Origin of the sequence: Priestia sp. GS2 (genome assembly GCF_036409025.1) — a bacterium.
Taxonomy (GTDB): Bacteria; Bacillota; Bacilli; order Bacillales; family Bacillaceae_H; genus Priestia; species Priestia aryabhattai_A.
The window spans coordinates 220,176-232,722 of record NZ_JAZGJX010000001.1; the positions used below are offsets into that span (position 1 = coordinate 220,176).

The 12,547-nt window shown below is 37.6% G+C and carries 13 protein-coding genes and 1 riboswitch; of the genes, 12 read left to right on the forward strand and 1 reads right to left on the reverse strand.

Annotated elements, in window-relative coordinates:
* The first annotated feature begins 23 nt into the window (after positions 1-23).
* A riboswitch (Lysine riboswitch) is annotated at positions 24-201 on the forward strand.
* A 133-nt stretch (positions 202-334) separates the two neighbouring features.
* On the forward strand, positions 335-1,570 hold the full coding sequence (locus V2145_RS01135) for an aspartate kinase (protein WP_330987263.1): 1,236 nt from the start codon (positions 335-337) through the stop codon (positions 1,568-1,570).
* Positions 1,571-1,593: 23 nt separating this feature from the next.
* Here the strand turns inward: V2145_RS01135 and V2145_RS01140 are convergent, their stop codons facing one another.
* Positions 1,594-2,109 (reverse strand): YslB family protein, encoded by a 516-nt coding sequence (locus V2145_RS01140; RefSeq protein WP_094911839.1) that lies wholly within the window; start codon positions 2,107-2,109, stop codon positions 1,594-1,596.
* A gap of 467 nt (positions 2,110-2,576) precedes the next feature.
* Here V2145_RS01140 and V2145_RS01145 point away from each other — a divergent pair, with 467 nt between their 5' ends.
* The 11 genes from V2145_RS01145 (at position 2,577) to ssuD (ending at position 12,521) form a co-directional block, all read left to right on the forward strand.
* A complete protein-coding gene (locus V2145_RS01145; RefSeq protein ID WP_094911838.1) occupies positions 2,577-3,185 on the forward strand; it encodes a succinate dehydrogenase cytochrome b558 subunit in 609 nt (202 codons plus the stop codon).
* A gap of 28 nt (positions 3,186-3,213) precedes the next feature.
* Complete coding sequence (sdhA, locus tag V2145_RS01150; protein ID WP_094911837.1) at positions 3,214-5,007, forward strand: succinate dehydrogenase flavoprotein subunit; 1,794 nt, start codon at positions 3,214-3,216, stop codon at positions 5,005-5,007.
* A complete protein-coding gene (gene sdhB / locus V2145_RS01155) occupies positions 5,008-5,781 on the forward strand; it encodes a succinate dehydrogenase iron-sulfur subunit (protein WP_094911836.1) in 774 nt (257 codons plus the stop codon).
* A gap of 158 nt (positions 5,782-5,939) precedes the next feature.
* On the forward strand, positions 5,940-6,164 hold the full coding sequence (gene gerE, locus V2145_RS01160) for a spore germination transcription factor GerE (RefSeq protein WP_013059396.1): 225 nt from the start codon (positions 5,940-5,942) through the stop codon (positions 6,162-6,164).
* Positions 6,165-6,348: 184 nt separating this feature from the next.
* The gene (locus tag V2145_RS01165) at positions 6,349-6,672 is read left to right on the forward strand and encodes a hypothetical protein (RefSeq protein WP_311856460.1); all 324 of its coding nucleotides are present in this window, start codon (positions 6,349-6,351) and stop codon (positions 6,670-6,672) included.
* 197 nt (positions 6,673-6,869) lie between these two features.
* Positions 6,870-7,370, forward strand: coding sequence for a cation:proton antiporter regulatory subunit (locus V2145_RS01170; protein WP_311856463.1), 501 nt, complete (start codon positions 6,870-6,872; stop codon positions 7,368-7,370).
* A gap of 3 nt (positions 7,371-7,373) precedes the next feature.
* Positions 7,374-8,579, forward strand: coding sequence for a cation:proton antiporter (locus V2145_RS01175; RefSeq protein ID WP_311856466.1), 1,206 nt, complete (start codon positions 7,374-7,376; stop codon positions 8,577-8,579).
* Between the two features lie 173 nt (positions 8,580-8,752).
* The gene (locus tag V2145_RS01180; protein ID WP_397428315.1) at positions 8,753-9,526 is read left to right on the forward strand and encodes an ABC transporter ATP-binding protein; all 774 of its coding nucleotides are present in this window, start codon (positions 8,753-8,755) and stop codon (positions 9,524-9,526) included.
* Between the two features lie 21 nt (positions 9,527-9,547).
* Positions 9,548-10,540, forward strand: a complete 993-nt coding sequence (locus tag V2145_RS01185) for an aliphatic sulfonate ABC transporter substrate-binding protein (RefSeq protein WP_311856469.1) — start codon at positions 9,548-9,550, stop codon at positions 10,538-10,540.
* Between the two features lie 166 nt (positions 10,541-10,706).
* Positions 10,707-11,399 carry an ABC transporter permease gene (locus tag V2145_RS01190; RefSeq protein WP_442956795.1) on the forward strand — a complete coding sequence of 231 codons (693 nt, stop codon included), beginning with the start codon at positions 10,707-10,709 and terminating at the stop codon, positions 11,397-11,399.
* A gap of 21 nt (positions 11,400-11,420) precedes the next feature.
* Complete coding sequence (gene ssuD, locus V2145_RS01195) at positions 11,421-12,521, forward strand: FMNH2-dependent alkanesulfonate monooxygenase (RefSeq protein WP_311856471.1); 1,101 nt, start codon at positions 11,421-11,423, stop codon at positions 12,519-12,521.
* Positions 12,522-12,547: the final 26 nt, after the last annotated feature.

Genomic DNA, 12,547 nt, shown 5'->3' on the forward strand with positions numbered 1-12,547 from the left:
CATATGACACTTCATTAAACTGAAGTGAAGATAGAGGTGCAAATTTTAAGAGTACACGTTTTGAAGAGTATGAGCTCTAAAGACGAATGTGGAAAGGGAAATTTGCCGAAGTGAATGACATCTCATAGAGTCATTTGCTGGTTCTGCGTTGAATAAATGTAGGATTGTCAAGAATATGTTTCTTGGAGAGCTATCTCACGGCATTGAACGTTTTATATACTTTTCGTTCGTTAAGCAATGAGATATCAATCTCATTGCTTTTTTTATTGTCTGAGCTTAAGCAATAGATCGCCTCTTTATCATATTGAAAATAAAAGAAAGGGTGAGAATACTTATGGGATTAATCGTTCAAAAATTTGGTGGTACTTCTGTTGGATCAACCGAGCGAATTCAGAATGTAGCCAATCGAGTAATTCAAGAAGTTCAGCGAGGTAACCAGGTAATAGTGGTAGTATCAGCAATGGGAAAAACAACAGACGAACTAGTAAGATTGGCAGGGGAAATTACAAGTAAGCCAAGTAAACGAGAAATGGATATGCTACTAACAACTGGTGAGCAAGTAACGATTTCCCTTCTTACAATGGCGCTGCAAGAAAAAGGTTATGAAGCTACGTCCTATACAGGGTGGCAGGCAGGAATTTGTACGGAAGCTCAGCATGGAAATGCACGCATCACCAAGATTAATGAACAAGCTATTGCAGAGCGTTTGAAAAAAAATCATATTGTGGTTGTAGCAGGGTTTCAGGGAATGTCAGAAGATAACAGCATTACAACATTAGGCAGAGGCGGATCTGATACAACAGCCGTTGCTTTAGCAGCAGCATTAAAAGCAGATAAGTGCGATATTTATACAGACGTAACGGGAGTGTTTACAACTGACCCTCGCTACGTACAAGGTGCTCGTAAACTGCAGTCTATTTCATATGATGAAATGCTAGAGCTTGCAAATTTAGGGGCGGGCGTATTGCATCCTCGAGCAGTAGAGTTTGCAAAAAACTATCAGGTGCCACTAGAGGTAAGGTCAAGCTTAGTAACAGAAAGAGGAACGATTGTGGAGGAGGAAGTATCAATGGAACAAAACTTAGTAGTAAGAGGAATCGCATTTGAAGACAATATCTCAAGAGTCACCATTGAAGGGCTAAATAATGAGCAGCAGACGTTATCAACCATTTTTACAGCATTAGCAAAAGAACATGTCAATGTAGATATCATTATTCAAAATGTTACGTCAGACAACCGTTTATCCATTTCTTTCTCTATTAAAACAGAAGATACGGATACAACTTTGTCAGTGTTATCTCAATTAAAAGACATAGTTGGTCATAAAAAAGTGGAGCATGAAAGTGGCTTAGCTAAAGTTTCAATTGTTGGTTCGGGGATGATTTCAAATCCTGGCGTTGCGGCTGATATGTTTGAAGTATTAGCTGTGGAAGAAATTGAAGTGAAAATGGTAAGCACATCTGAAATTAAAGTATCAACAGTTGTTCCACATAAAGAAATGGTCAAAGCGGTAGAAACATTACATACTGCTTTTGAATTAGAAGAGCAAGATATTTATCAAGTTCAATAATAAAAAGCGGGCTTTGCCCGCTTTTATTTCTTATATCTTTCCGCTCTAGTTTCAGGTGTAATGATATCTTTTTTATCCCATTGAACTGAAAACAGGATTTTGCCTGCTTTTTCTTTATTTGTTAAATAGGTTTCTGTTAGGCAGTTTTTTAACTGCTGAACTTGTTCAGCAACAAAGCCAGCTTCAAGATGAAAAGATGAATTTGGATACTCAGTAAATCTTCGCTTCACAACTTCACCTGTTAATTCCATTTCAATGTTATATTTTTCCGTTTTTAAAATGGTTAATTGTCCCCAACCAGCTTTTATAAAAAAGCCGCTAATCTCTTCAACAGAGGAAAGTGGGAATTTTCGTGCTAACTGCTTTCCTGCCCAGTACGAGATTTCATTTGTATCACTGCTAAGAAGCTCTGGAATTAACACATCTCGAAGTAAGCTGTATCCAAAATAAGGAGTTGTAGGTACTTGTGGAGTATCGGTTTGATCGATTTCTTCAATTTCAACGATTTCTTGCTGTGTTTCAGTTTGTTGATTGCTCATTTTTTCCCCTCTTTCTTTACATCTATTATATACAAATTACACAGGTCTCTCATCTTTTTTTAAAAATAAATCAAGCAAATCCTTTGAAGTTGTTGTTACGTCTATAAGTTTTCAAAATACGTAAAAAAATTATTGTGCAATAAAATGAATATCCTTTTATAGGAAGTCGTAATCTTTTGTAGAAAACGGTTACATAAAGGTGTACAATAAGAAGTGTAAAAAATCTAAAATCCTATAACGACAACTCAGTAAGCGTTAACAAACTTAATTTTTCATAAATTTATATTTTAATGAAGATTTAAACATCTTATCTTGACGCTCTATGTTGATGGGAGTAAAATTGATGTGTCACATATTTTAATAGAGAATGCAAAGGTTTTCATTTTCTACTGTATCAATCTATTTATTTTATTCGGGAGCTTTGTTTTCACTAACATTGTTTATCTAACTAAGGGGGGTATACGCACATGGCGGCGAACAAAGAGTTTCAGTATCGCAAACTACATTCTTTACTAGGTGTCATACCAGTAGGCATATTTTTAGTCCAACATCTGGTTGTCAACCACTTTGCAACAAAGGGAGAAGAAGCATTTAATCAAGCAGCTCATTTTATGGAAAGCTTACCTTTTCGCTACGCACTTGAAATCTTTATTATCTTCTTACCTATTTTATTTCATGCTATCTATGGCTTGTATATTGCGTTTACTGCCAAAACGAGTGTAAGTAGATACGGTTTTTTCCGTAACTGGATGTTTGTCTTACAACGTGTATCTGGCGTGATAACGCTTATTTTTATTACATGGCATGTTTGGGAAACACGTATTCAAGCTGCACTTGGTCAAAAAGTAGATTTTAATATGATGCAGGATATTTTAAGTAATCCTGGTATGATGGCATTTTACATTGTGGGTGTTGTTTCAACAATTTTTCATTTTGCTAATGGATTATGGTCATTTGGAGTTAGCTGGGGGTTAACTGTAACACCTCGCTCACAACGAATCTCAACATATGTAACGTTAGCGATTTTCTTCGCATTAACATTTGTAGGTGTACGCACATTATTCGCATTCGCATAAAATCACGTTTTAAAGGAGTGAGGTTACAATGAGTAAAGGAAGAATTATTGTTGTTGGTGGCGGCTTAGCGGGCTTAATGGCGACAATTAAAATTGCTGAGTCTGGCAAACAAGTTGATTTGTTTTCATTAGTTCCAGTGAAGAGATCTCACTCAGTTTGCGCTCAAGGTGGTATTAACGGAGCTGTAAATACAAAAGGTGAAGGAGATTCACCTTGGGAACACTTTGACGATACGGTATACGGCGGAGACTTTTTAGCCAATCAACCTCCAGTAAAAGCAATGTGTGAAGCTGCTCCAGGAATTATTCACTTATTGGACCGTATGGGTGTTATGTTTAACCGTACTCCTGAAGGTTTGTTAGACTTCAGACGATTCGGAGGAACACAGCATCACAGAACGGCCTTTGCAGGCGCAACAACAGGTCAACAACTTCTGTATGCACTAGATGAGCAAGTTCGTCGTTATGAAGTAGCAGGACTCGTAACAAAGTATGAAGGTTGGGAGTTCTTAGGGGCAGTATTGGATGACGAGCGCACCTGTCGAGGGATTACTGCACAAGATTTAAAGTCTATGGAAATTAAAACATTCCCTGCAGATGCGGTAATCATGGCAACAGGTGGACCTGGTATTGTTTTCGGAAAATCAACGAACTCAGTTATTAATACTGGTTCAGCGGCATCAATTGTGTACCAACAAGGAGCATACTATTCAAATGGAGAGTTTATCCAAATTCATCCAACAGCTATTCCTGGAGACGATAAGCTTCGCTTAATGAGTGAATCAGCTCGTGGTGAAGGTGGACGTGTTTGGACATATAAAGACGGTAAACCTTGGTATTTCTTAGAAGAAAAATATCCTGCTTATGGTAACTTGGTACCTCGTGACATTGCAACACGTGAAATATTTGATGTGTGTGTAGCGCAAAAACTTGGTATTAACGGCGAAAACATGGTGTATTTAGATCTCTCTCATAAAGACCCAAAAGAACTTGATATTAAGCTTGGTGGTATCATTGAAATTTATGAAAAATTCATGGGGGATGACCCACGTAAAGTACCAATGAAAATCTTCCCAGCTGTTCACTATTCAATGGGCGGACTGTGGGTAGACTATGATCAAATGACAAATATCCCAGGTCTGTTTGCGGCAGGCGAGTGTGATTATTCTCAGCACGGTGCAAATCGCTTAGGTGCTAATTCACTTCTGTCAGCGATTTATGGCGGTATGGTTGCCGGTCCAAAAGCTGTTGATTACATTAAAGGTTTAGAGAAAAGTGCGGATGCTCTACCAACAAGCCTGTATGATCAACATGTAAAACAGGAAGAAGAAAAATGGCAAAGCATTATGTCAATGGATGGGACAGAAAACGCGTATATTCTTCATAAAGAGTTAGGAGAATGGATGACTGACAACGTGACAGTTGTGCGTTATAATGACAAGCTATTACAAACAGATGAGAAAATTCAAGAGCTTATTGAACGCTATGATCGTATTAATATTAACGACACAGCAAAATGGAGTAACCAAGGTGCAACGTTTACTCGTCAGCTTCAAAATATGCTTCAGCTTTCTCGCGTAGTTACGCTAGGGGCATATAATCGTAACGAAAGCCGTGGCGCTCACTACAAGCCTGAATTCCCAGATCGTAACGATGAAGAATTCTTAAAAACAACAATGGCTCAATTTGTTGATAAGAAAAAGGCACCAGCTTTCCATTATGAAGAAGTAGACGTGTCATTAATTAAGCCACGTAAACGTGACTACACAAAGAAAAAAGATGAGAAAAAAGTAACGAAAAAACAACAAGAGGGGGTTCGTTAAATGAGTGCACAACAAACGGCACAAAAAACAGTTCGTTTTGTTATTACTCGTCAAGATTCGCCAGAGACAGCTCCTTATAATCAAGAATTTGAGATACCTTATCGTCCAAATATGAACGTAATTTCTGCACTAATGGAAATTCGCCGTAACCCTGTTGATGCAAACGGAAATGAAACAACGCCTATTAACTGGGATATGAACTGCTTAGAAGAGGTTTGTGGAGCATGTTCAATGGTCATCAACGGCAAGCCGCGCCAATCTTGTACAGCTCTAGTAGATAAGTTAGAACAGCCGATTCAACTTCAGCCAATGAAGACATTTCCTGTTGTTCGTGACTTACAAGTTGATCGAAGCAGAATGTTTGACTCATTAAAGAAAGTAAAAGCATGGGTTCCAATTGATGGAACATACGACTTAGGACCAGGTCCTCGTATGCCTGAGAAAAAGCGTCAGTGGGCATACGAACTTTCAAAATGTATGACGTGTGGGGTTTGCTTAGAAGCATGTCCAAACGTTAATGATAAATCAAACTTCATCGGGCCAGCACCACTTTCTCAAGTACGTTTATTTAATGCTCATCCAACTGGAGCTATGAATAAAGGAGAAAGACTAGAAGCAATCATGGAAGATGGAGGCCTTGCAAACTGCGGTAACTCACAAAACTGCGTGCAGTCTTGCCCAAAAGGTATTCCATTAACAACATCAATTGCAGCGCTTAACCGAGACACAACTATTCAAGCATTCCGTAACTTCTTTGGTAGCGATCAAGTATAATAGAAAAAGAGCTCAACAGCTTTTCCAGCTGCGGAGCTCTTTTTTATTTAAAAAAACTTAGAATACAGTAACCCATTTATTACTTCCTACATAAGATATGGTGACTAAATTTACACCCATCCGATAGTTCAACTCAGGATCAGGCAAGGAGGGTTACATTGAAAGAAAAAGAGTTTCAACCTAAACCACTGCTGACAAAGCGTGAAAGAGAAGTATTTGAACTTCTAGTACAAGACAAAACAACAAAAGAAATCGCGAGTGAACTATTCATTAGCGAGAAAACAGTGCGCAATCACATTTCAAATGCGATGCAAAAGCTTGGAGTTAAGGGGCGTTCTCAAGCAGTTGTCGAACTCCTTCGTATGGGGGAACTTGAATTATAACATGAGCGGGGTATCCCTTTTGGGAACCCGCTTTTTGTTAGTTACTTTGAATGTATCATTAGGGAAAGTTGGGATAAATAAAAATATACATAAATGAAACTTATCGCTTGAATACAAAACATATCCTCCGTATAATGAATAGTGAGAAAAAATTTCTCTATTTTAGAAAAAAGGAGGTGTAGATATGAGGAAAGTATGGTTTTCAATAATGTTGTTTATGCTGCTTGGTTTACCTTTAGGAAATTTGCCAGTTTCGTTCAATGATGGCACACAGCCATATTCTACTGTGGATACTGTAGCCTTAAATCACCCTACGGAAAGCGTACAGCACTCACCTGGTTTAAAACCAATTACTAAGCATTTTAATTTATCATTGGAGACGGGATATACACCTGTTTTACCTATTATTAAAGATGAACAACCTCAACTATATGAAAGTCAAAAAGAGTCTTTTATTCTCCGACAATCCTTTATTTATGCAAAACAATTTCAAACAAATTACCTCTGACCATTCAACAACTTAAATTCTACTTTTACCTTACTAAAAAATGATGTTTAATAAGGCTATTTGTTGTGCGCATTTTTATGTATTAAACGTCACTTTTAAAACTCCAAACCTCAATACTTTTATTGTTTAAAATTATTCTATTTAAAAATGATTGACTGTGAAAAAAACACTATTAATCTTATAGGAGCTGTTTATTTATGGTTATTAGAGAATCTGAGCTTCCAGGTATCGGAAGGAAATTTGAGATTGATACACAGGAAGGAAATCGTATTGTCATTATTCTTCATGATGACGGTCGTCGTGAAGTATATTACTTTGACAAAAGAGACTTAGAAGAAAGCGCATTTGATATTACGCTTAACGATACGGAAGCAAGACAGTTAGCTGCCATTTTAGGAGGCATGATTTATAAGCCAAAGGCGATGGAAACAATCGAGGTTGCCTTTAATGATCTTATCATTGAATGGTATAAGGTCGAGCCTGGTGCAGAAGCTCATAATCAAACAATTGGTAATATTGATGTTCGTAGTAATTATGACGTAACCATTATCGCGATTATGAAAGGACCTAAAACAAAGCTTTCTAGTCCTGGTCCAGATACCGTCATTGAAGAAGGAGATACGCTCGTTATTTCTGGTGAAAGAGGCAACCTGAAAAGGTTAATTGCAGAGCTTCTTTCAAAAGGAGGTAGCGCTTAATCCATGGATCATTTAGTTTTTGAAGTAGGAACAGCGCTAGTATTAGTGGCAGTAGCTGCTGTTTTGGCAAATAAATTAAAATTTACTATTATTCCATTTTTAATCTTATTAGGAATGGCTGTGGGTCCGCATGCTCCAGAATTTGGAGACCTAAGCTTTAAGTTTATTGAAAGTGAAGAAATTATCTCTTTTATGGGCAGGATTGGAGTGCTATTTCTTCTCTTTTACTTGGGGTTGGAATTTTCAGTGGGAAAGTTAATTAAATCGGGGCGGTCTATCGCCGTTGGTGGTTCCATTTATATCTTAATTAACTTTAGTCTTGGTTTGTTGTATGGATACTTGACAGGTTATCCTCTTTTAGAAGTACTGATTATGGCTGGTATTATTACGATTTCTTCAAGTGCAATTGTTGCTAAAGTTCTGGTTGATTTAAAGCGAACGGCTAATCCAGAAACAGAACTTATTTTAGGGATTATTATGTTTGAAGATATTTTCCTAGCAGTCTATTTATCCGTCGTGTCAGGGCTTGTACTCGGTGACCACACATCCGTCTTGAGCTCTGTTCTATCGGTTTTAATTGCATTTGGTTACATGCTGTTGTTCTTTATTGTTGCTCGAAAAGCAACGCCTTTACTCAACAAACTATTAAATATTTCTTCTAATGAAATCTTTATTATTGTTATATTTGCAACGCTGTTTTTTGTTGCTGGATTTTCAGAAACAATTCACGTTGCAGAAGCAATCGGAGCATTGTTGTTAGGCCTAGTGTTTTCAGAAACGGAGCACCGGGATCGCATTGAACATTTAGTCATTCCATTTAGAGATTTCTTTGGTGCGATTTTCTTCTTTAGTTTTGGATTAAGTATTGATCCTTTAACGTTATTAGATGCTGCATGGTTAGCAACCGGGGCAGTTGTTTTAACAATCATAGGGAATTTCACGGCTGGTATGATAGCAGGTCGGAGAAGTGGTTTATCTCACAAAGCATCAACAAATATTGGGTTAACAATTGTGTCACGGGGGGAGTTCTCAATTATTATGGCCAATATTGGTATAGCGGGTGGACTGGCTTCAATTTTACAGCCATTTGCCGCTCTGTATGTACTCATTTTAGCCATTCTTGGTCCATTATTAACAAAAGAATCAAAGATGATTTATGGATTGTTAAATAAAGTTTTTAAATGGAAAAAGGTTGAAAAGTCTTATTAATCTTAGTTGACAAATCGGAATAATGTGATAAAATTCAAAATAATCAAACGAATAGATTGTTATTTTGAGTAATTGCTGATCGGCCAACCGAAAGCTTCTACCTATTTTAGGTAGGAGCTTTTCTTATTTTTTGGGGGTGATTACGTGGATTGTTTCTGTAAAAAAGCAATACATTGTTTGTTTATCACAAAGGGGGTAAATCATTGAGTGTACGTTTAGAAAGAATCACAAAGCGTTTTGTAAATAATAATAAATTTACTGTTGTGTTAGAAGATGTAACTGTTGATATTGAGCAAGGAGATTTTGTTACGTTGATTGGCCCTAGCGGTTGCGGGAAAAGTACGTTGTTAAAAATGATTGCAGGGTTAGATACAGACTTTGATGGAAGCGTGAAACTCGATGGCCAGGTAGTTGAGGGTCCATCTTTAAAAAAAGGAATGATTTTTCAAGAACATCGTTTGTTTCCATGGTTAACGGTTGAAGAAAATATTGCAGCAGATTTGTCGTTAAAAGATAAGCAGATTCGTAAAAAAGTAGATGAGTTAATTGGTATTGTTCGCTTGCAAGGTTTTGAAAAGTCGTATCCTCGTGAGCTGTCTGGTGGAATGTCTCAGCGAGTAGCAATTGCTAGAGCGCTTTTAAGAAATCCAGACGTACTGTTGTTGGATGAACCTTTCGGAGCTTTAGATGCGTTTACGCGTACACATTTACAAGATGTACTTTTAGAGATTTGGAACCAAAAGAAAACGACAATGATTTTTGTGACGCATGACTTAGACGAATCTATTTATTTAGCTAATAAAGTAATGGTTATGAGTGCGAAGCCAGGAAAAGTTCGCAGTATAATACCAATTGATTTGCCTTATCCAAGAAGGAAAGCTGATCAATCCTTTCAAAAAATGAGACACCGTGTATTAAAAGAGTTTGAAGAAGTTGGTATTCACTAAAACAATTGGAGGAATGGTACAGTGAAGAAAATAAGTTTAATCGTACTTTTTTTAGCTTTATTAGTCATAGCAGGATGCAGCTCATCGTCAGCCAATACAGAACAAAAAGCGAAAACAGTTACCATTGGTATTCAACAAAGCTTAGGCCCATTATTATTGGCTAAAAATAAAGGATGGTTTGAAGAAGAATTCGAAAAGATTGGCGTAAAAGTAAAGTGGACAGAGTTTCAGAGCGGTCCGCCACATTTTGAAGGAATTGCATCAGATCGTTTAGACTTTGGGCAAGTAGGCAATTCGCCTGTTATTTCTGCTCAAGGGGCTGATATTCCATTTTTAGAAATCTCAAATGCAAGTGATGGATTAAAAGGGAACGCGATTGTCGTACAACGAGGTAGTAAGATTAATACAATTAAAGACTTAAAAGGAAAAAAAGTAGCGGTTGCTAAAGGAAGCAGTGGTTTTAACTTCTTATATCGAGCAATTGATGAAGCTGGTTTAAAGCCTGATGACGTTGAAATTATACAGCTACAACCTGATGAAGCACAGCCTGCATTTGAAAATGGATCAGTTGATGCATGGGCAATTTGGGAGCCGTTTATTTCAGTTCAAGAAATTAAAAATGGAGCTCGAGTTTTAGAAAATGGAGAATCTTTAGGGATTTATTCGCCAGGTTTTACCATTGTAAGGGAAAAGTTTGCAAAAGAAAATCCAGACTTAGTTGTACACTTTTTAAAAGTTTATGAAAAAGCACGTGTATGGCAAAACGAAAACTTTGACGAAACGGTAGAAATCTTTGCCAAAGAAAAGAAAATTGATTCTAAAATCGTAAGGAAAGTATTGGAAAATAACCCACCTATAAATATACCTATTACAGATGAGATTATTGCTGAACAGCAGAAAACAGCTGACTTTCAGTATTCATTAAGCGTAATTAAGAAAAAGATCGATACGAGTAAGATTGTGGACAATAGCTATATTGAAAAAGCACTGAAAGAGCTAGAAGAAGGTGAATAAAGTGGAGAAATCAACTGCTGTTACGAGTCACATTCAGCCTAGAGTGGTTGTGAGTGAAGAAAATCAAACAAAAACCAAATCGAAAAGTCAGAATAAAAAGAAAGTTTTGTTGAGAGGCTTATTATTTCCAACTCTACTAACAATCGTATGGCAAATTATTGGTTCAATGGGGATTGGATCGAGTACAGTACTGCCTACACCTTTAGATATTGTTATCGCGTTTCAACAATTGATTCTAACAGGAGAGCTTCCAAGCCACTTGCAGGTTAGTATCTTTCGAGCTGCTCTTGGTTTTTTAGTTGGAGCGGGACTTGGATTAGTCTTTGGAATTATTGTTGGATTTTCAAGTAAAACTGAAGCGTATATGGATCCATCCATCCAAATGCTTCGTACGGTACCACATCTAGCGGTTGCTCCATTATTTATCTTGTGGTTTGGTTTTGGTGAAGTGTCAAAGGTACTTTTAATTGCTAAAGGAGCATTCTTTCCGATTTATGTAAACACATTTTTAGGAATTAGAGGAGTGGATTCAAAATTATTTGATGTTGCTCGCATCTTACAGTTTAGCAGATGGAAGCAAGTAACAAGATTAATTCTTCCAGCTGCTTTACCAAGTATTCTGTTAGGAATTAGACTATCGCTGGGCATTGCTTGGCTAGGGTTAGTCGTAGCAGAGCTTATGGGATCAAGTGAAGGTATTGGTTATATGATTATGGATGCGAGACAGTTTTCTCAAACAGATATTGTTTTTGTGGGTATCATTATTTTTGCTGTAGTTGGTAAACTGTCGGATTCATTTGTTCGGCTGCTCGAAAAGCGGTTATTGAAATGGAGAGAAAGTTATACAGGGACACATTAACGAATAAAGGGGAGAAAGATTATGAAAATATTATGGTTTATTCCGTCTCACGGCGATGGGCGTTATTTAGGAACAAATAAACGAGGAAGATCAGCTGACTATACGTATTTTCGTCAAGTTGCTCAAGCTGCTGATAGATTAGGATACGAAGGTGTACTTATACCTACTGGTAAATCTTGCGAAGACCCGTGGCTGTTGGCTGCATCGTTAATTCCAGAAACAGAGCGTCTGAAGTTCCTTGTGGCCGTTCGTCCAGGTATTATGACACCGACGGTAGCAGCCCGGATGACATCGACGTTGGACAGAATCTCAAATGGCCGCTTATTGGTAAACGTTGTAACAGGAGGAGATCCAGTTGAGCTTGCAGGGGATGGTGTTTTCTTAAATCACAATGAGCGTTATGAAGTAACTGATGAGTTTCTATCGGTATGGAAAAGGTTATTAAAAGGTGAGAAAGTCAACTTTCATGCAAGTCATATTCGCGTTAAAGAAAGTGAGCTATTGTTTCCGCCAGTACAACAACCACATCCGCCTATCTATTTTGGAGGGTCATCAGAAGCAGGTCAGCACGTTGGAGCTCAGCATTCAGATGTATACTTAACTTGGGGAGAACCAGTAGAACAAGTAAAACAGAAGATAAAGGCTGTTCAGACAAAAGCAAATGGCCGTGATATTAAGTTTGGTATCCGCTTGCATGTTATTGTTCGTGAAACAGAAGAGGAAGCATGGCAAGCAGCAGATAGATTAATTCAACATCTGGATGAAAAAACGATTCAAGCTGCACAAGCTACATTTGCTCGTTATGATTCAGTTGGTCAACAGAGAATGTCTTCTCTTCACCATGGTACAAGAGACCAGTTAACTATAGCTCCTAATTTATGGGCTGGAGTTGGATTGGTTAGAGGAGGCGCTGGTACGGCACTAGTTGGGAGTGCTGAAAATGTAGCAAAACGCATAAAGGAATATCATTCCATTGGAGTGGATACATTCATCTTATCTGGCTATCCACATCTAGAAGAAGCTTATAATGTAGCAGAGCTGCTGTTTCCCCTTTTACCTGTAGGTATAAAAACTCAATCGCCTATTGGAGAAGTGGTAGCAAATCATTCGTTTCCGAAATAATAGGTAATAGAAAAAGCCGACTCATA